19 protein-coding genes and 1 pseudogene are annotated in these 19,940 nt (G+C 46.6%); 6 read left to right on the plus strand and 14 right to left on the minus strand.

What is annotated here, in order from left to right; translation table 11 throughout:
• Positions 1 to 1,140, minus strand: a 1,140-nt coding sequence (locus ACED36_RS19520; protein ID WP_371733722.1) for a DEAD/DEAH box helicase, incomplete at its 3' end; no start/stop codon positions are given.
• Positions 1,141 to 1,277: 137 nt separating this feature from the next.
• On the opposite strand from ACED36_RS19520, the pseudogene ACED36_RS19525 reads away from it, so the two are divergent.
• Positions 1,278 to 1,489 (plus strand): annotated as a pseudogene (locus tag ACED36_RS19525) (type II toxin-antitoxin system RelE/ParE family toxin); the annotation flags it as partial.
• A 47-nt stretch (positions 1,490 to 1,536) separates the two neighbouring features.
• On the opposite strand, the gene ACED36_RS19530 reads toward ACED36_RS19525, so the two are convergent.
• On the minus strand, positions 1,537 to 2,451 hold the full coding sequence (locus ACED36_RS19530; protein WP_371733723.1) for a LysR family transcriptional regulator: 915 nt from the start codon (positions 2,449 to 2,451) through the stop codon (positions 1,537 to 1,539).
• A gap of 146 nt (positions 2,452 to 2,597) precedes the next feature.
• On the opposite strand from ACED36_RS19530, the gene ACED36_RS19535 reads away from it, so the two are divergent.
• Positions 2,598 to 3,575 carry an MBL fold metallo-hydrolase gene (locus ACED36_RS19535; RefSeq protein WP_371733724.1) on the plus strand — a complete coding sequence of 326 codons (978 nt, stop codon included), beginning with the start codon at positions 2,598 to 2,600 and terminating at the stop codon, positions 3,573 to 3,575.
• Between the two features lie 102 nt (positions 3,576 to 3,677).
• Here ACED36_RS19535 and ACED36_RS19540 read toward each other — a convergent pair whose 3' ends face one another.
• On the minus strand, positions 3,678 to 4,139 hold the full coding sequence (locus ACED36_RS19540; protein WP_371733725.1) for a hypothetical protein: 462 nt from the start codon (positions 4,137 to 4,139) through the stop codon (positions 3,678 to 3,680).
• On the opposite strand from ACED36_RS19540, the gene ACED36_RS19545 reads away from it, so the two are divergent.
• Both ACED36_RS19545 and ACED36_RS19550 read left to right on the plus strand, forming a co-directional pair.
• A complete protein-coding gene (locus ACED36_RS19545; RefSeq protein ID WP_277814682.1) occupies positions 4,132 to 4,260 on the plus strand; it encodes a hypothetical protein in 129 nt (42 codons plus the stop codon). The genes ACED36_RS19540 and ACED36_RS19545 overlap by 8 nt on opposite strands.
• A gap of 175 nt (positions 4,261 to 4,435) precedes the next feature.
• On the plus strand, positions 4,436 to 4,975 hold the full coding sequence (locus ACED36_RS19550) for a hypothetical protein (RefSeq protein WP_017006879.1): 540 nt from the start codon (positions 4,436 to 4,438) through the stop codon (positions 4,973 to 4,975).
• Between the two features lie 247 nt (positions 4,976 to 5,222).
• Here ACED36_RS19550 and punR read toward each other — a convergent pair whose 3' ends face one another.
• Complete coding sequence (gene punR, locus ACED36_RS19555; RefSeq protein ID WP_017006878.1) at positions 5,223 to 6,125, minus strand: DNA-binding transcriptional activator PunR; 903 nt, start codon at positions 6,123 to 6,125, stop codon at positions 5,223 to 5,225.
• Positions 6,126 to 6,291: 166 nt separating this feature from the next.
• Here punR and punC point away from each other — a divergent pair, with 166 nt between their 5' ends.
• Positions 6,292 to 7,503 (plus strand): purine nucleoside transporter PunC, encoded by a 1,212-nt coding sequence (gene punC, locus ACED36_RS19560; protein ID WP_017006877.1) that lies wholly within the window; start codon positions 6,292 to 6,294, stop codon positions 7,501 to 7,503.
• Positions 7,504 to 7,563: 60 nt separating this feature from the next.
• Here the strand turns inward: punC and ACED36_RS19565 are convergent, their stop codons facing one another.
• From ACED36_RS19565 to htpX, 6 genes are all read right to left on the minus strand, one after another.
• Positions 7,564 to 8,136, minus strand: a complete 573-nt coding sequence (locus tag ACED36_RS19565; protein WP_371733726.1) for a class I SAM-dependent methyltransferase — start codon at positions 8,134 to 8,136, stop codon at positions 7,564 to 7,566.
• Positions 8,137 to 8,332: 196 nt separating this feature from the next.
• Positions 8,333 to 9,655: a DUF1501 domain-containing protein gene (locus ACED36_RS19570; RefSeq protein WP_016959593.1), complete on the minus strand. Its 1,323-nt coding sequence runs from the start codon at positions 9,653 to 9,655 to the stop codon at positions 8,333 to 8,335.
• Positions 9,652 to 11,178, minus strand: coding sequence for a DUF1800 family protein (locus ACED36_RS19575; RefSeq protein WP_016959594.1), 1,527 nt, complete (start codon positions 11,176 to 11,178; stop codon positions 9,652 to 9,654). The genes ACED36_RS19570 and ACED36_RS19575 overlap by 4 nt, the downstream gene beginning before the upstream one ends.
• Before the next feature lie 433 nt (positions 11,179 to 11,611).
• Complete coding sequence (locus ACED36_RS19580) at positions 11,612 to 13,912, minus strand: penicillin acylase family protein (RefSeq protein ID WP_017004053.1); 2,301 nt, start codon at positions 13,910 to 13,912, stop codon at positions 11,612 to 11,614.
• Positions 13,913 to 14,142: 230 nt separating this feature from the next.
• Positions 14,143 to 14,499 carry a VOC family protein gene (locus ACED36_RS19585; RefSeq protein ID WP_017004054.1) on the minus strand — a complete coding sequence of 119 codons (357 nt, stop codon included), beginning with the start codon at positions 14,497 to 14,499 and terminating at the stop codon, positions 14,143 to 14,145.
• Positions 14,500 to 14,621: 122 nt separating this feature from the next.
• Positions 14,622 to 15,503: a protease HtpX gene (htpX, locus tag ACED36_RS19590; RefSeq protein ID WP_026023949.1), complete on the minus strand. Its 882-nt coding sequence runs from the start codon at positions 15,501 to 15,503 to the stop codon at positions 14,622 to 14,624.
• A 282-nt stretch (positions 15,504 to 15,785) separates the two neighbouring features.
• Here htpX and ACED36_RS19595 point away from each other — a divergent pair, with 282 nt between their 5' ends.
• The gene (locus ACED36_RS19595) at positions 15,786 to 15,959 is read left to right on the plus strand and encodes a hypothetical protein (protein ID WP_016959598.1); all 174 of its coding nucleotides are present in this window, start codon (positions 15,786 to 15,788) and stop codon (positions 15,957 to 15,959) included.
• A 104-nt stretch (positions 15,960 to 16,063) separates the two neighbouring features.
• Here ACED36_RS19595 and bioD read toward each other — a convergent pair whose 3' ends face one another.
• From bioD to bioB, 4 genes are read right to left on the minus strand one after another with little or no spacing between them, the layout of a single operon-like run.
• The gene (bioD, locus tag ACED36_RS19600; RefSeq protein WP_016959599.1) at positions 16,064 to 16,744 is read right to left on the minus strand and encodes a dethiobiotin synthase; all 681 of its coding nucleotides are present in this window, start codon (positions 16,742 to 16,744) and stop codon (positions 16,064 to 16,066) included.
• A complete protein-coding gene (gene bioC / locus ACED36_RS19605) occupies positions 16,737 to 17,552 on the minus strand; it encodes a malonyl-ACP O-methyltransferase BioC (RefSeq protein WP_017004055.1) in 816 nt (271 codons plus the stop codon). Before bioC ends, bioD begins: the two co-directional genes overlap by 8 nt.
• Positions 17,549 to 18,751 (minus strand): 8-amino-7-oxononanoate synthase, encoded by a 1,203-nt coding sequence (gene bioF / locus ACED36_RS19610; protein WP_017004056.1) that lies wholly within the window; start codon positions 18,749 to 18,751, stop codon positions 17,549 to 17,551. Before bioF ends, bioC begins: the two co-directional genes overlap by 4 nt.
• Before the next feature lie 15 nt (positions 18,752 to 18,766).
• Positions 18,767 to 19,819, minus strand: a complete 1,053-nt coding sequence (gene bioB / locus ACED36_RS19615) for a biotin synthase BioB (protein WP_026023950.1) — start codon at positions 19,817 to 19,819, stop codon at positions 18,767 to 18,769.
• Between the last annotated feature and the right edge of the window lie 121 nt (positions 19,820 to 19,940).

Here is a 19,940-nt window from a genome sequence, read left to right on the forward strand (position 1 = left end):
ATCTAAGCGAATGTTGTTCTTCTTCTCGATGATATTGAAATGGTGATAATCGTCATAATCAATAAGCGAGATCGCCAAACCCACCTCACCGGCACGGCCACTTCGACCAATACGGTGCATGTAATCTGATGGGCTTCGTGGCAAATCAAAGTTAATCACCACTGGCAGCTTTTCAATATCGAGACCACGCGCGGCAATATCCGTCGCGATAAGCACGTCAATACCGCCAGATTTAAACCCTTCAAGCACGTTAGTACGTGCGCCTTGGCCTTTATCACCATGGAAGACTTCTGCGGTAATACCACGCTTAGCGAGTTTGTCCGCCAAGTGTTCACAAGCCTTCTTGGCATTGACGAAAATCAGCGCTTGTCGCCATTGATGCTCGTGAATCAAATGCGCTAAAACTGCCGTTTTTTCGCCTTTGTTCACGGTAAACACACGCTGAACTAAGGTACTTGCATCGGCACTTTGTACTTGAATTTCAACAGGGTCGTTCAGTAACGCTTGCGTTAATGTCTGTACTTGCTCGGGGAACGTCGCAGAAAACAGCATGATCTGCTTTTTCTTCGGCAACATCGCCAACAATGCTGAGAGTTCCTCGGTAAAGCCAAGGCTTAACATGCGGTCTGCTTCATCAAGCACAAGGGTTTGAACCTTATCAAGCTTGATGGCATTGCTAGAAATCAAATCCAGCAGGCGACCTGGCGTCGCAACCAAAATATCTGCGCCACCGCGCAACGCGAGCATTTGGGTATTCGCAGACACACCACCAAAAACAGCCACGGTTTTAATCGCGCCATTAAAATGCACTGCATAAGATTTGATGCTGTCAGCAACTTGCTTCGCCAATTCGCGAGTCGGTACCAAGATCAGCCCACTCACAAAGTTTCCTTTGCTGTTCGATGACTTACTAGCACTTTGTTGTTCGAAAAGCTGCTGTAACATTGGCAAAGCAAACGTGGCGGTTTTACCCGAACCGGTATTCGCACCTGCAATCAGGTCACGCCCCGCTAACACACTTGGAATAGCTTGCGCTTGAATCGGCGTCGGCTGCTGGTACTCCAGCTCCGTTAGTCGCGCTAACAAAGGTGAAATAAGGCCAAGTTCTGCAAAGTTGGTGGGCGTTGTGACTGTAGTCATGAATAGAAACGGCTCAAGCTAAGAAATAGCCCGCCATTTTACGGCATTTGTCCCCTACTCAGTTAGTGATATTGATCAAACTTTGTCTGAGGTGGGGGTGGCAAAAGCCAAGCGGGGCAAACTTCTATCAGTAAGAGTGGGTAAATGAGGTTTTCAACAAGACAGAATTACTGGGAAATACGCCAGAAATGGGGCGTTTCGTTCCGGAAATCCCGTATAAAAATTACCGACAAACATTTTTGGGCACTACCGTATCATTTACAGCTTAAGCCACGAGATTAGAATTTTAACAATTAGGCATTGTCGTCAGATTTTAGGGGAAGATGATGTTCAACCCACTGTTAAGTGAGTGTAATGAGCCTAATCTTCATTGATAAAATCCCCTCCCAATCTATTCTAATACTCGCCTTTATCCCAATACGGAATACCATCAAATCGTTCGGCAAGAAAATCAATAAACGTTCTTACACGGCGCGATAAGTGGCGGGTCTGTGGGTACACCGCATAAGCGTTTATATTTCTGAACGCGCAACCTGGCAATACTGTGACCACCGAGCCATTGTTGATTTTCTCTTGGGCAATAAAGGTGGGGAGATGCGCAATGCCAAGCCCATTTTCAACCGCCGTTATTAAGTATTCGCCGCTACTGGATTTCAATACCGGATTGATCTTCACTTTCTGTGATTTCCCGTCTGGCATCTCAATATTCCAATGACCGACATCTTTGCTCAAGCTGTAAACTAGGCAGTGGTGATCAGACAGATCTGAAACGTTCGTCGGTGTGCCGTGCTGCTTTAAATAGTCTTGGCTGGCACACAGTACGTGTTTAATCGTGGCGAGTTTGCGCGCAAGTAAGGTTGAATCTGGCAGTTCGGCAATGCGAATAGCAAGGTCATAGCCATCTTCAATCAAGGAAACTTGGCGGTCATTGAAGTCGAGTTCAAACTCAACATTCGGGTGCAGTTTCAAAAAGTCATTGATGGCCGCGCCCATGTGCAACACCCCAAAGGTGGATGGCATGGCGACTTTCAATGGCCCTTTTAGCACGCAATGTGCCTCTGATGTGACTTCTTCCGCTTCGCGAACATCTTCAAGAATTCGCAGGCAATGTTCATAAAAAGCTAAACCCGTTTCGGTCGGTCTCATGCTGCGCGTGGTGCGATGGAAAAGCTGTGCATTGAGATGATTTTCCAACTCTTTTAGGCGACGACTGACCGCAGACTTTGCAAGATTCATACGTTCAGCAGCGCCACTGATGCTGCCAGCATCAACGACCCGCACGAAAGTTTCCATGTTCGTGAACTTATCCATCCTGCCCCGCCGTTTTAATAATCGTTGTTTTGATTGTTCTCAATTAGAGAACACTAATTTACTCAAAGTAGAGTTTATTATCCATCCTAGCATTCATAGACTGAATGTGAATTTCAAGGAAGCAGTTAACGAGATAGGATCAAATGATGAAAAAAACAATGATTGCGGTATCCATTGCCGTGACAACCTCGCTCTCAAGCTTTGCCGTCACCGCAAACGAACCTGTTTGGGACGCAAACAAAATCCAACTTATTGCAGAGAAACTGGATAACGGCGTTTACGCTTATTACCCCTCTGACGCCAAAGAACTTGAAATACAAGGTTTACCTGTTGCCACCAGCGGCGGGTTTATCGTGGGTGAAAAAGGCGTGCTGATTATCGACACCATGCTCAATGAGCGCTTGAACAAACAAGTTCAGGGAATGGTAAAGAAAGAAGCGGGTAAGCCCATTATTTATGCGGTGAATACCAGCTCCCACGGCGATCACTCTTACGGGAACATGTATCTGCCGAAAGAGACGCGCATCATCCAACACGAAGTCACTCAGAATTATATCCAAACACATTTTGAGCACGACACTCAATTTATGATGCAGAATTTCGGCAAAGGTCGTGGCATTGAAGAAGTGGTTCCAACCAAAGCCGATATCTTGGTGGGTAATGGCGGCAACATCGAGATCGATTTAGGCGGTAAGAAAGTCGAAATTATCGATTTCGGCTTTGCACAAACAGGCGGCGATCTGTTTGTTTGGGAACCTCAATCAAAAACGCTATGGTCAGGTAACCCGATTATTACCGTGCAGCCTTCCCTACCATGGTTGCTTGATGGTCACTTGCTGGAAACGCTAGATTCTCTGAAAAAAGTCATGGCATTCCTGCCGGAAGACGCAACGGTTGTACCGGGTCATGGTTCGCCAATGAAGCGTGAAGACATTCAATGGCATGTCGATTATCTTCAAACGATTAAAGATCAGGTTCAAGCGGCGATTGATGAAGGTTTAACACTAGAAGAAACCGTTGCCAAAGTTCAGATGCCTGAGTTTAGCGGCTACGCGCTTTACGGCTGGGTTCACCCAAGCCTGAATGTGCCGGCAGCGTACAAAGATTTGACTACGACTAATTAAAGACACGCTTCTCTACTGAGTAATATCAGCCATTTATTCGAAACCGCACGTTAGCGAGTGAGTGGCTGGTTTTTCTATTTCAAAGGAAAAAATGGGCATGATCTAAACCACAAGCATCATTCGACGCCCTTTTCCTTCTTGTTTTATCTGAGTTTTCATCTCTGAAGACAACGCATTCTCTTCCACACACAGCATGCCAAGTGCGCTGGCATCTGCCATCCACGAAATCAACGCTTGTGCGCCTTTGTCTCCAATATTGCATCTCACCAAACCAATTTCTTGTACGCTGCGCGGTAAGTACTTAGCTAGGATGGTCATTCCTTCATCGCCAATGTTACCGTTATAACTCATGCTCAATGATCGAAGCTTGGCATTGCCGCTTTCGTAAATGGCGTGGATAGCTTTGACGATCGCTGTGACATCTTCAAGGTTCAGATCTGCGCTGCGCAGATGCAAGTCATAGCTTGTTCCTTCTTGATTCTGAGTCGAAAGGGCGTCGGCAACTTTCATACAGACGGGTTTATTCGTGGCTTGCAGTGCCGAGATCAGTGGTTCCATGTTCATTTCAGGCTTTTCTCCTGCCATTAAATTGGATGGCATCAAACACAGCGATGCCGTTGCGACACTCGCTTGCAATACCCTTCGCCTTGCTACACTCATCATGCTTATCGGTCCAATCCGCTAATTTAAATTTATCATCCATGATTACTGTGGTTCTCACGGTTTGGATCGTTGCATTGTCATTTCCTTTTATCGTGTCTTGTCTCTAAGAAACTTTTCGGTAGCCATTTCATCGTTTGATTTGATGATAGTTTCACTAGTTACAGGATCAACTTTGAGAATGAAATATGGATATCAATATGTTTAATAAAGTATTTTTTCTTTTTTTCGGCTTAGTGGCGTTAACTGGATGTGTCAATAAAGACGAGATCTATGCCAACCCGCCGCAAGAATTGACCGAAGGCGTTAACAAGCTCATGCCCGCGGCTAACAATTTCGTTCACAATGCCCAAGATGAAGCATTGAAAAATGGCATTCCACTTACGGATGCTGAGATGACAATTGCCAAAGTGATGGGTGTTCAACAGCCAGAAAAAGTACGTGTATATTACGTTGATAAACTGCCTGCACCAAAAGACCCAGAGCTGTTAGAAGTCGCCAAAAGCGTGGGGTACACGAACCCAAACATGGCTGGATACACCTATGGTTACGGCGTTTGGATTAAAAAACGTTATAAAACACAACCTGATTTGTTGCCCCATGAACTCGTACACGTAAAACAAGCTGAAGAACTCGGGCTGACTGAACAAACACGTCAGTACCTCATGCAGATGTTTGTTTACGGCTACTACAATGCACCAATGGAAACAGAAGCACGCAAGGCAACTGGACACTTCTAACCCGCTTTAGTCAAACAAACGGTATTGTCGGCAAGTCCTATTGAAGCCATCCATTCGGGTGGCTTTTAACCATGCTAGTTGCTCAAAATTTCATGTCATTCTTGTGCACTGCTGAAAAAGGCTATCAACCGCTGACAAAAATGCTTCGCGACCACATGACCTTCACAAGAAAGTGATTAATAGAGATGTCAGCCGTCCCTCTCAACAGCTTGAATCAAAGAAAACCACCCAACCATTGCCACATACATTAATCCAACCACTCTCTATGCGCTTTTTCAGCGTCACCCAAATAATCCAAGATCCAATTCACGGCGGGGTTTTCTTTATCTGTTCTCCATGCAATGCAGCACGGGCTTCTTGCTGGCGGCTCAACCAGTGTTTTTTCAACTAACTCCCCTGTTTTCAAATATAACTCTGCCATATGTGACGGCATGGCGCCGATACCTAAACCTGACCGGAAACATTGAATCGCACTATGCCAATTGGGTACGGTTAAACGACGTTGGTTATCCAGCAGCCAAGTGGCGCGTTTGGGTAGAATACGGGAAGTGTCTTCAAGACAAATGGCCGGATAGCCAAGAAGCTGTTCATTTCGTAACGGTTCGCTTTCTTTGGCTAAAGGGTGGTCTTTGGATACCACAAATCGCCAAGTCAGGATCCCCATATCGCGATAACTGAGGTTTCCGCTAACCGGCACAGCAGCCGTCGCGCCGATGGCGATATCTGCTCTGTCGTAGGCCAATGCATCCCACACGCCGTTAAACACTTCCATGGTAAGCAACAATTCCACGTCAGGGAACGCATCATAAAAATCACGCACCAATGAATCCACGCGATCTTCACGCACCACGTTATCCAACGCCAAGGAAACGCTTCGCGTCCAGCCATTAGCGACACGTTGAGTTTGATCTCGGATCTCGTCCATACGCTTCATCAAGTCACGCGCTTCAACAACGAAAAACTCGCCTGCTGGCGTTAAACGCACTGCACGGTGCAATCGCTCAAATAAATTCACAGCAAGTTTGTCTTCCATTTGTCGAATGGTATAGCTCACTGCGCTTGGCACCTTGTGCATTTCTTCAGCTGCCGCAGAGAAACTCCCTCGCCTTGCAACGGCGTCCACTACCTGAAGATCTTGATAAGAAAACATAAATTCTGCCTTTGAGCCTGCCACTGTTAATTATCAAATGTGCCACTCGACGCCTCACATCAAATATTTTGAAAGCAATGGCGAAATTTTAGCGTTTCACAGCGCTTTTCGCTACCGCTACACTCCACAACCAAGTAAATCCGAGAATAATTAACGGACAAGTGAAATGAAAAATTCTGTTCCAATGACAACGATGATTTGGTTCGCAGCGCTGAGCATGCTCGGCTTCCTCGCGACCGACATGTACCTGCCCGCTTTTGAAAACATCCGCCTTGAGATGGGTACATCACAATCTATGATTGGCCTGTCGCTGACCGTATTCCTACTGGGTATGGCGCTTGGACAGATTGTTTATGGCCCAATGTCTGACCGTATTGGCCGAATTAAAGTGCTCGTTGGCGGTATGGCGCTGTTTAGTGTGGCAACCATTGCCTGCTTTATGGCTAACAGCATTGAAGTTTTCCTTGCTGCCCGTTTTGTGCAAGCTCTGGGGGCGTGCAGCGCGTCTGTGATTTGGCAAGCCGTGGTGATTGACCGCTACGATAGCAAAACATCACAACGTGTATTTGCTACCATCATGCCGTTGGTTGCTTTGTCTCCGGCACTTGCGCCTCTGCTAGGTGCAGGCCTTGAAGCTCAGTTCGGCTGGCGCAGTATCTTTATTGTTCTGGTCGGCTTAGGTGCTTTGTTGGTTATGGCTACACTACGCCAACAAGAAAGTGCGCCCGTGATCAACAGCGATGAGAAAATTGGTGCGAAGCTGGTTAGCGATTACAAGCACATTATTAGCTCACGCAAGTTTATCGGTAACATGCTGGTATTTGCAGGCTGTTCAGCCGCATTCTTTGCATGGCTGACAGGCTCTCCGTTTGTAATGACTGAGATGGGTTACAGCGGTGCTGACATCGGCATGAGCTATGTGCCACAAACTATCGCGTTTATTGTCGGTGGTTACAGCTGTCGTGCGCTACTGAATAAATTCGACGGATCAGTACTTCTGCCTTGGTTTGTGGGTCTATTTATCGCCAGTGTTGCCGTTATCTTCGCGATTTCTTGGCAGACAGACGTGACTAACATTTGGCCTGTCCTGATCCCGTTCTGCTTCTTGGCAGCGGCAAACGGCGCTATCTACCCTATCGTGGTGAACAAAGCGCTAGAAGAGTTCAAACATTGCAGCGCAACGGCAGCAGGTTTGTTGAACTTCCTGCAAACCATGATTTGTTTCGTGGCAAGTGGCATTGTGTCGGCGTTGGCAGTGAGCGGTTTGCTTACCGTATCCGCCGTGATGATGGGTGCTGCTGCAAGTGTAGGTCTTGGTCTGGTATTAAGCTGGAATGGCAACCGTGTGCCGTTCGAGGACAACGCACAAGCGGCGTAATTGTTGTCTAGCAACCTTGCCTATTCAAATCAGAAACCGCCTTTGAGGCGGTTTCTTCGTTTAATCAATGCGTTGTCCCACTGCCATCAATACGCGCATGTCGCCCATGCTGAATGGGTGAGAAGTAGAAACAAGGTTTAAACCTGCATGAGTGTAGGCTTCTTCAATCTCAGTAGGCATAAAGCCTGCGCCCGAACTTTCACTCTTTTCCCAATCCCATTGCACCAACAAACCTTTGTCTGCCAACAGCATCGCCAGCAGCGCGATGGTTTCGGGATAATCAGGCACAAAGGCCAATGATGACGACGCTACGATCAAATCAAAACGCTTACCCGCCTGTCGACACTCACGAACGAGCGCTTCATCAACTACACCTGCCACCGTGTTCACGTTTGGTAGCGCTTTCGCATCTAATACACCGATCATCTTTGAAGCGGGATCTATAGCAGTAATGAATGCAGCGTCTGGAGATAATTTTTCGGTCAATAACCCCGTCCCGCAACCAAAATCCAGAATGGTGAGTCCTTTAATCTTCACAACGTCAGTTAATGAGCGGACAGTATTTTCCGAATAGGCGATGACCGCTTGGTTGTCATCCCATCCTTCAGCCATATCATCCCAGCTTTCGCTCATTTCATTTTCCCTAATGCTTTGTGAATAAGCTGAAAATACTAAGGCAATTCGAGTCTTATCGCTATAAACGTGTATTTACTTAGTGCTTTACTGAGCGTTTTGTCCAATCTCACCCCCCCTTTATGTCCCTATAAGTACAAATACATCGACAAAAAAGCCAGAGCACTTGGCTCTGGCTTTTTGTTTACGATAGACGTTACGACGCCACGGAGTCAGCTCGCATTGGCCCACCGAACTTAGCCAAGGTGGGGAAAACAGTGTTCAGTGCACTGTTATTTAGCCCCAGCCACTTAACCATATGTGCGGCGTATTGCTCATGGCTAATGGATGGAATAAGTCGTCCATCGCCATTGTCGTCTTGACCGTTTCGGGTGAAGTCAGGATATGTACCGAAACACTGCTTACCTGCAGTGTTTCCGCCAAAGATAAACTGACCGCCACCCCACCCATGATCAGAACCTTTACGCGCATTGTCGTGCATGCTGCGGCCAAACTCTGACATTGTGAAGGTCATAACGTTGTCGGTCAGCCCTTCTGCATCTAGCGCCGTATAAAAGCCTGCAATGGCCTCAGAAAACTCCTTCATCAGTTCGTCTTGACGACGTACTTGATTATCATGGGTATCGAATCCACCAATAGAGACGTAAAACACCTGACGGTTATGTCCCAGCATTTGCGCCGCATCGATCATCTGTTTAATGGCGCGAAGTTGGCTTCCCAGATTTGACGCTGGAATGCGTTTATCTTGCGGAATCGACGCGATTATCGGTTCCATTTGCTGCTGGGCGTCAACGGCCTGTTTAACCATATCTGCATACCCAGCCACTAGCGGTGAATCATAGTGTTGAGTTGCCATGGTTTCATAACTCGTGCGGATAACATCACTGGTCAATGCTTGAAGCTCTTCAAAGCCATTTTTATTCACAAACATTTTGTCAGAATTAAAGCTATCGAGCAGCGTATTTGGCCCAGTGTAAAAGCTGTTTGGAATACCAGACATATCACGCATCAGGACATCCATTGACATTCCTAGCCAACCTTGCCCACTGTAACGATCACCCTGCCAACTGTGCTGCCACACTTCTTGCTGTTTATTGTGCGCAAACAAATACGGTGGCAATTCTGCTTTCCCGCTAACAATGTCTTCTTTTTGGGTGGGCTCTAGCAATGGCCCTACATTCATCGCCAGGCTCACCTTTCCCTTTTGGAATATCGGCATCAGCGGCTTTAAAGATTTGTGTAGACCAAACTCGACATCGTTTTTATCTCGGATATCGATAGGTAACAAACTTTGCCGAGAAACTGCGATACCCTTTCGAGATGAGGCGTATTTGTTGTAGTTGGTACTATCCATTGGAAGCACCTGATGGAAAAAGTCATTCCCCCCATTTAAGAACACACATACCAACGCTTTATAATCTTCTGCGTCTTCGGCAATAGCACTAAAACTCATGGGCGCAGATACTGTCGCGCTCACTGCCCCGATTGATTGAATAAAGTGGCGTCGTGTTAATTTCATGCGCGATTCTCCTGAACGTGAAAATACGGGGAAGCCAAAGCAATAAATAACAGGCGTTGCACCCATTTGCCGGGATGAATATCGATTCCGTTATAGTGCTCTCTTAACACGTGCTTAAGTGGTTCGGGCATGCTTCCATTGAAGAACCGTTCTGAAACCTCTTGTGTAAACCCTTCAATGTCTTTGTTTTGAATAAGTACTTTCAAGCTTTCAACATCAATATAAAGCTGTTTTTTTAATGGCTTATTAATGTCCTGAAGATTCAGTCTTAAAATGCCATAAATGAAATTATGCACGTAGATAACATGTGACCAATCAACGATTTGTAACTCTGGCGCGACCAAATTGTTATCAGCTACCACACCTTTAGGGGCATAGTCCGGTAAATAAAAATTAAATACCGATGGCGAGCCTAGCGGATACTGATTACAGGTTTTCAGATAAATCAGATCCGATTCTACTAATGCACTTCCGCCGCCAGGTAGCACATCCAGTGCACGATAAACGTACACCAGCGACAGCCAAGGCTCTCTGACCTTACTCATTGACTGTGGCGGTGCTGTGTAAACCTCATCATCAGTCAAAATTGCCCATACGACGGCTTTCAAATCGCCTGTTTCACCCTCGCCATTATCGTCAAATACCTCAGAAACACGACGGACATAATCTGATGATGGGTTAGAGCTAACCAGCTTTTGAATCAAATTTTTGCAGATATTTGGGGCGGTCGAAGGGTGGTGAAGCAACAGCTCCATCACTTGATCCATTTCCTGATCAGCGGGAACATTTTTGGCAAAGTGATGACCTAATATGTGTTTTTCACCACGGTCATGATCGCTTTCATTCGCTGCCATCGGTGTCATCAGATGCGAATCAGTATGGCTCCAGCCTGTGAACACACGGGCTAACTCTTGAATATCTTTTTCGTGATAGCAAGGCTTTGGCGAACCATTGGCATCCAAAATCAGGCTTCCATCGGAAGCGCGCTGATAAAGACCTACGGAGAAAAGTTGTAGGATTTCTCTGGCATAGTTTTCATCAGGACGACGACCTGTTTCTGGATCGCCTATTTGGTTCCCTACCATAGTCAGATAGTGACCCATGACGGGAGACAACGACACAGCCTTGAGCAAATCGCGATAATTGCCAAACGCATGCTCACACAGTAAGTCGTTATAGTTGGCAACGGCAGGAGTATGATTAATCAATGTCGCATCTTGATCTGAAGCGACAAAAATCTGAGTCAAAGCATAAGCAATACGTTGCCTTAATTGATCATCGGCGTAAAACGCGATATCTAACCAAGCACGGATACGTGTAGAGCGCGATGGCATCTTTCCATAGTCTTGTGCGTCGAACTGTTTTTCACATTGTGACAAATGAGAAGTGACAGGAAGGCTGACCTGTTCGTCAAACCATGCTTTAGCGCGTTTATCAATCATCGCATGTGCTTCGCCGCGCTTCGGACCAAATGTCGCCAGATCCAGCCAACGTGAGGCATGCTGAAAAGAATCAAATTGCATATCGAATACCCTTAATTTGGTCGGGCATTCCTGATACTTATTATTTTTATTAAGTATCAACTTCGAATCACCCGAATCGCAAACAAGAATATTCATATTTCTTACCCTAAAACATAGTAGTGACTAAATTATTAGTCACCACTCTAATTAAACGCCAAGGTATCAATATTAATACATTGATGATATTGATTATTTACACGCTTTTGTGAATGAAACCCAACAAAGTCTCGATAGTGCAACACTATCCGTTAATTTATCTCATCAATTTGATTAATATAACAATAAATAAACTCACCATTTGTTAAGTAATCAGACAACTGCTCATCAGACAGCTATTTAATAGTGTAAGCACAAAGGGACGTTTAATCTTCAGGGAAAGGTTAAAACAAGAGGAGGCGGTAAATGACACGATATCCGATATACCCAAATAACCTTAGGAAGCTGGACTGAAAACGATTTGATAGTGCGGCTGGGCAGGCAGTAATGGCGTTGAGGCTTGCTCGATATACGCATCGAACCCTGAACGGTAAAAAGGAGAAAGCGGATGACCACTTTGCCCACCAGGTAGGGTCAGAATACCATTCACCTCGTCTCCGGGTTGGACAATTAAACGCTGTGAGGCACCAGATGCCTTCCCTTGAACGGCTGGCATATATCGATCGCCAAACGCTTCAGCTTTAGGCATATCTAGCAGCTTGCTCAATATGGGAATTTGGCGACTAAACGGGTGCTGAACATTGAGTGTGTTGATACTCCCCCAGCGCAGGGCCTGCAGTGAGCCATCAACATGCCCTGTTGTATCTACCATCAGATCATCACGCATCGTCACATACGCTGCAGTGAGGAAACGATTCCAATCTGCGTGTCCAGCGGGTAACCAACTTGCTGGTTTTTCATCGACCAATTGCCATAACGCTGGCTCTAATTGCCTTTCCAGCAAGCCCAAGCTGAGTCCATTTTCGGCAAGTTGTGTTTCTATTGGAGCGAACAAGATATCCATTAAAGTATCGCGGTACTTTCTCACTAACGTATAACCGACAGAATCAGCACATGCGCAGCGCTGCCAGTTTTCCAACGCGGTAATATCGTCGTTAAAGCGCGCTGGTTCTCGCTGTAAATTAGTGAGCAACACACGGTGCCATCGATCCAAGAAGAAGGCTTCATTGTCTAGCTGGATTCGATAGAAGTCCTCCGGATCAAATACGTCTTTTTCGAACAATCGCTGTTTTATTTGTACGCTTCTCGCGCCCAATGCATAGCCACCATTACCAAAACGGGCATCTTGCTTGGTGCTCACGACCCTACTGTTCCCTGTCCATACCATCGAACGTTTTGGGTTGATGATAAAGGGCACATCGCGCGCTTGTTGACCCCACGCTTTGTCATATAGAAACGAAGGAAGAGGTATTTGAGCGGGTTTTCGTCTGTCAGGCATTGCGCCTGTTGCTTGCCATCCGATGTTGCCATCTTTGTCGGCGACAACCATGTTCTGAACCGGAATGCCTGTTTCCTTGCTAACTTCAAAAGCAGATTCAACTGTTTGAGCAGTTTCTAAATTCAATAGGTTCAAATTCACAGCATAGTCTTGGTGTGCTACCCAAGAGAGTGCGAATTTTTCCCCATTAACAATTTTCACAGGCCCAAATTCGCTCATTTCGAGCAGGTATTTATGCTCCCCTTTTTGCGTGGGAATACTTTCTGACACCAAGGCCGTTTTGTCATCGTCAGCTAACCTGTACCAATCCGCGGTATCTATATAGCCATTCGTAAAACCCCAGGCTATATGGCCGTTTGAGCCAACCACTACCGCGGGGGCACCCGGTAAGGTGACACCCGTGATCTGGCGGTCATCACTGTCTTCTTTATAGTTAAGTTGAGCACGATACCAAATGATAGGAACTTGAATACCAAGATGCATATCATCCGATAGCATTGCGCGACCATCACGAGTTAATGCTCCCCCTACCGCCCAGTTGTTACTGCCAACAACCGCTGAATCATCGATGTCTCGCGTCATGGCTGCGGTAACAATTTCAGCAGAAAGGGAAGGTATCCGTACTTTTTTGAGAGGAAAACGGCTGCCATCCAGTGCCGCTTGATACTGGCTAGGCTGGGTCACAAACCCAACCATGTCTTCACCAAAGCTATCTTCGAGCGCACCCATAGTGAGGTCTCTATTTAGGCTTCGGCCTTGCAGGTCAAGATACATACTAAATATCGCAAGTAACGAGTCCTCAGGAAGCCAAGGCTTTCGCTCCGCTTGCGTCACCACATACTCAAACGATGGGAAAGTTGCTTGTGCAAGGGCATCATTCACGCCGTGGGCATAGGCATTAAGCTGCTGCTTTTGCGCCGAAGGCAACATAGCCACTATCTCGCGACTGCGTTTTCTGAATTGGTGAAATCGCGTACTTTCATCAAGAGACAATGCCGCATCGCCAAATAGCTCAGATAACTCCCCGGCAGCATTCCGTCGCAGTAAGTCCATTTGAAAGAAACGATCTTGTCCGTGCGCATAGCCTAATGCGTAAGAAGCATCTGTACGATTATCGGCAATGATGATCGCTGTACCAAGTTCATCGCGCTGCAGATAAGCCGTGTCGGATATTGTTGTGGCAGTGGAGACCCCCGACAGCGCAGGCAGGCTCAATGCGAGACCGCCATAAACGATAGCAGTGGCAAGCAGCGCTATTAGAATCGCAGCAATAAACAGAAATCTAATTACTTTAAACATGCCCCTTCCCTGGCTGTTTTACGTTTTCATCTATGCAACGTCTCGGAAGTGTTCGCCAATACACGGAAATCAATATGGTAAATAAAACGCTCTGAAAGACTTTTAATAATGCTATCGCGTGTTGCCTATGGATTGTTTAAAAAATAAACACCTTTGCAACAGAGATCGACAAAAGAAAGCGGTTGCAAATACAACCGCCAATAACATTCACCAATACTCATATCTACCCTTTAATGACTGTGAAGGCCAACCCTATTCCCTTCACTATCTTCGATATGGGCATAGACACCAAAATCACCAATCGGGGTTTTTGCTTTTAAAATGGCACTGTCGGATATACGTGCCAAGACTTCATCTATGTTTGCGACGCTGAAATAAATCATGGTTGATGATGCTCCAGGCGTATTTTCTTCACAGGCTATAAGCGTTCCTGTCGCACCATAGCCTCCTTCTTCAACAGGAAACCACGCCATATGGACACCACTGACTTCCTGCCGCTTCAATGTCATACCCAACGTCTTCTCATAGAAGCCAATCGCTCGCTCCATATCTGTCACTGCAATTTCAAACCATCCAACCGGATTCATATCTACCTCTATGTTTTATTCCTAGCGTCCTATCAAACTAGCTGAAGAAACACGATCCCGAACTAAAAACAAAAACGCCTCCAATAAATGGAGGCGTTTTAGCAAGGTTAAGACAGGGGTGATTACAAATGATCACCACGACGCAATGCGTCAATACGCTTATCAAGTGGTGGATGCGTCATGAAGAATTCGCTCAATGATTTTTTACCATTGATGCCAAACGCCATCATTGACCCTTCCAAACGGCTTTCGTGGCTCACTTTTAGCCTTTCCAGTGCCGCGATCATTTTCTCTTTGCCAACCAGTTTGGCAGAACCTGCGTCGGCTTTGAATTCGCGATGACGGCTAAACCACATGGTCAAGATGCTCGCCAACATGCCAAATACAATTTCAAGCACCGAGGACACGATGAAATACACCATGAAGCTGCCACCACCTTCACCTTCTTCGCTGTTGTTGTTCATGCCACTGATGGCACCAGCAATTAAGCGAGAGATGAAGATAACAAAGGTGTTAACCACACCTTGCATCAGCGTCATCGTGATCATATCACCATTGGCAACATGACTAATTTCATGAGCCAATACGGCTTCGGCTTCGTCACGAGTCATGTTTTGTAGCAGACCACTTGATACCGCAACCAATGACGCATCACGTTTTGCGCCAGTGGCAAATGCGTTAATGTCGTCAGAGTAGTAAATAGCCACGGTTGGCATGCCGATACCGACTTGCTGAGCCTGACGACTCACTGTGTTCATCAACCAATGTTCAGTTTCATTGCGTGGGTGTTCAATCACTTCGCCACCCACCGAACGCAGCGCCATTGATTTTGACATCAACAATGACACCAGTGACCCACCAAAACCGAACAATGCGGCCATCAGCAGCAAGCCAGACAAACTGCCCGGTTGCATGCCTGTTACGGCATAAACGATGTTTAACACGATGCTGAATACAAACAGCACCGCTAGGTTGGTCATTAAAAATAAAGCTATGCGTTTCATTACTAGTTTTGTCTCCGAAAAATTGAAGCGCTATGGATGAGATAGTAGGGTCAAACCGCGGAAAAACAACCCTATGTAGCAATTTGTAACGTAAATTATTGCAACGCTATAATTGGTGCTACTTTTTAACAGCACGCTGAACGGCTTCTTCATTTGTCTAAATTAGACTTTGGTCGAGTTGAAAAGAAGCCGTATCAGGAATAGTGTGTCGTAAAGGGTGAGCGTGTTATTGAACACGCTTAAGTACTCCACAGTGGAATGCGGTTCTAAGGAGAGGAAACCATGGCTGATAAAGAAAATTATCGTGTTGCAATCGATATCCTTTGCTGTCACTTAGGCATGAGCTTTGATGAGGCGTGTACAGAGTTGGGGCTTGCTGACGACGAGAACCAAAAACTGAAACAGGTATCTGATGTTCAGCAATCGCTGATGGGTCTGCTTGAAGACAATAAATAAGCTATTGTTGCAGTAGCAAGCTAGCCATTTGTGGCAAAACGAATATTAAAAGCCAGCATTGCGCTGGCTTTTTTCATTATTCTGGCACTCGCAGATTTTGACGTTTACAGCCCCAAGGGTGCAATGTCGATGTAGCCGCTCAAATCTCTGGATTTGATGGATGGCATGTAAGGGATCTCTCCCAGCTTTGGCACTTTCAGGTGATGTTCTAGCGTTTTGACGATATCACTGTAATGCTCCGTGCCAGGATTAATGCGGTTAGCCACCCACCCCACAACTTCCAGCCCATCACGACGAATCGCTTCAGCGGTTAAGTAAGCGTGATTTAAACACCCTAATTTAATTCCAACGACCAAGATAACAGGGAGCTTTTCCTCTCCAACCCAATCTGCCAATGTGCTGTCATAACTTACAGGTACGCGCCAACCGCCCGCGCCTTCGACTAACGTAACATCTGCTTTGGTTTGAATATTCCTTAAACCGTCACTCAGTAACGCAAAATCAACACTGCTATTTTCAATCTCAGCGGCAATATGAGGAGAGCACGCGGCTTCTAGTAGACATGGGTTTACATCTTGATAGCGAACGTCAACAGTCGAGCATTCACGAAGACGTATAGCGTCCGAATTCATTGGGCCTTGCTCTGTCTCTTCGCTGCCTGCGGCAACAGGTTTATAGCCAACGACACTGTAACCCGCTTTAGACACGGCTTGCATGATCGCCATCGAGGCGACCGTTTTACCTACTTCTGTGTCTGTGCCTGTCACGAAATAGCTTTTAGTCATTATTTATCGCTCCGAAGCAAACTTGATATGTTGCGGGGACGAAACCATCTTCTAACTGAAATTCCCGATAGGTGTTTTCCAATTGAATAAATGTTCGCTTGCCAACGAGTCCCGCTTCTCTTCCCTCAGATAGATGTGTCGCGCCAATACCTTTTAGGTCTTTCATCAGTGCGAGTGCTGAGGGGTATCTTTCTATTAACGTCTGGCATTCTAAGTGGTGATTCGCACTTCCAGCTTGCGCAAGCGCAAGGTTTACCTGCTTTAGCGTCAGAAATGTGTTCACGTGTTGACGTGAATCAACTTGGCTCCATGCCTGTTTTAATTCATACAGCGAACCATCGAGTAACGTGGAGAACAAAATCGTCCCCCCAGGCCTCACAACTCGCTTCATTTCTTGCAAAGGCACCGACAGATCGTTGCACCATTGCAGCGCCAAGGATGTAAATACAACATCAACACTGTTATCGGCAAATGGCAGTGACTCTGCATCTCCAGACACATACTGCAACGCGTCTCCACAACGTGCTCTCGCGTGCTCTAGCATTTGTTCGGACAGATCCAGCGCGATAACCTGCGCGCCGTGCTTCGCGATTTGCTCACTAAAATATCCGGTCCCACAGCCTAGATCGAGCACGGTTTTTTCTTGCCAATCCGGCAGCAGTGACATCAATTCATGACCAACACGTCGCTGAAACGCAGCACTTTGGTCGTATGTTGCAGCGGCGCGGCTGAATGCGTCTTTTATGGCGTTTTTTTCCTCGCACAAAGCGAGTGAGGCGTCGAGATGTAACGATACGGCTTGGCTCATGCGCCCTCCTCTATACAACGACGGAGTGAAGCGGCGAGATCGCTGACCTGCGCTTCTGATTGGTTAACGGATAGCGTAATGCGAAGACGCGCTGTATTGGCTGGCACGGTGGGCGGACGAATCGCTCCCGTCAAAAAACCGGTTTGTTTCAGACTCTGCGCGACGGTTTGCATCCGTTCAACCGAACCTAATACGACAGGTTTAATCGGTGTGATGGTATTGATAACTTCAGAGCAATCAGAAAGCGCTGAATGAAAACACGCCGACAACACCGCGAGCTTCTCCCTGCGCCATGACTGTGATTTCACCATAGAAAGGGCGTGAGACAAGGCATAGGCCTGTGCAGGCGGCATAGCTGTGGAGTAAACATAGTGACGAGCAAACTGCGTAAGGTACTGATGCACAGACTCGCTACACATGACCGCTGCCCCCATCATGCCAAACGCTTTACCAAAGGTGACAATCAGGATATCTGGCTTCACATTAGCAATGTGCGCGCTTCCCTGTCCTGCATCACCCAGCACACCAATGCCATGTGCATCGTCAACCATCAGCCATGCGTCGTGCGCTTCACAACGAAATTTGATGTCAGCCAATGGCGAGAGATCGCCATCCATACTGAATACGCCTTCCGTGACCACAAAACGCGCTGGTGCATTGGCATTCGAACGCAATAACGCATCCAGCTTTTCAATGCTGTTGTGGGTAAAACGCTGCATTTTAGCTCCTGACAACATACCCGCCTCCATTAAGGATGCGTGGTTCAGTTTGTCTTGCAGCAATACATCGCTTTTCTCAAGCAGCGAAAAAATCACGGCTTGATTAGCTGAAAAACCGCTGTTGAAAAGAATTGCCTGATCAAATCCTAACCAGTCACAAAGCGCTTGTTCGAGGTCTTGGTGAGCATAGGTAAACCCCGTCACCAAAGGCGAAGCTGTACTTCCTGCACCATATTTCGTCAACCCTTCTTGCCACGCCGCAATTACGCTAGGGTCTTGCGCCAGCCCCAAATAGTCGTTGCCGGAAAAGTTGAGATACGACAGGTTATCGCCATCAACGAGCTTTGCACCTTGATGATGGAAAGCACTCACCTTTCGTAAAAGATGTTGCTCTCGACGCGCATCGAGTTTTTTCTCAATACGACGTTGAAGCTGACTAGATGGACGCTGACTTTTTTCAGGCCTTGATTCTACGGGCATGGTTTAGACGCGCCTTTAAACGTTAGCTTCGTAGAACAGATCGTCCTTACCCGGACGCGAAGCAACGCGCTCTGCCACTTGTGACAACAAGGTTTCTTCTTGAATTTCATCGGGTTTTTGAACAGCTTGCTCTCGGTTTACACCCAGCTTCTTGAAAAGCTGCATATCAGCATCTTCGTCAGGATTTGGGGTTGTGAGCAACTTGCAGCCATAAAAGATAGAATTTGCACCTGCCATAAAGCACAGCGTTTGCATCTGCTCGTTCATGTTCTCACGACCCGCAGAGAGACGAACTGCCGACTGCGGCATGATGATCCGAGCGACTGCGATAATACGGACAAAATCGAACGGATCCACATCTTCAACTTCTTCGAGTGGCGTGCCTTTCACTTTAACCAACATGTTAATCGGCACACTTTCTGGGTGATGCGGTAAGTTGGCTAACTCCACCAGCAGCCCCGCACGATCACGTGCATTTTCACCTAAACCAATGATGCCACCAGAACAGACTTTCATACCTGCGCCACGCACATGAGAAAGTGTATCTAAGCGATCTTGGTAAGTACGAGTCGTAATGACATTACCGTAATACTCAGGAGAGGTATCAAGGTTGTGGTTGTAATAATCCAAACCAGCACCCGCCAGCTCTCCCGCTTGATCTGGCGTCAACATGCCCAGCGTCATACAGGTTTCAAGTCCCAAGCCCTTCACGCCTTGGATCATTTCTTTCAAGTAAGGCATATCTCGCGCTTTAGGATTTTTCCACGCCGCGCCCATGCAAAAACGTGTTGCGCCTGAATGCTTCGCTTTTTCGGCGGCTTCAAGAACACGTTCAACTTCCAATAAGCGTTCTTTTTCGACGTCCGTACGATAATGCGCGCTTTGCGGGCAATATTTACAATCTTCTGGACACGCACCCGTTTTGATTGAGAGCAGTGTACTCACTTGTACCTGGTTTGCCGCTTGATACTGTCGATGAACCTGCTGTGCTTCAAACATCAGATCCATAAAAGGTTTTTCAAAAAGGGCCTGCACTTCCTTGACAGTCCAGTTATGGCGTACTTCCACCTGTAATACCTCAAAATGATTAATCGAAAACTTGTTCAGTCTAAAGTCGACCTTTACAATGTCAACAGTAGTTGAAGCTCATGGTTTACATGTGGGCGTTTTTTATACAGATGGATATCGT

It is taken from the genome of Enterovibrio sp. FF113 (assembly GCF_041439165.1).
In the GTDB taxonomy this organism is placed as follows: Bacteria; Pseudomonadota; Gammaproteobacteria; order Enterobacterales; family Vibrionaceae; genus Enterovibrio; species Enterovibrio norvegicus_A.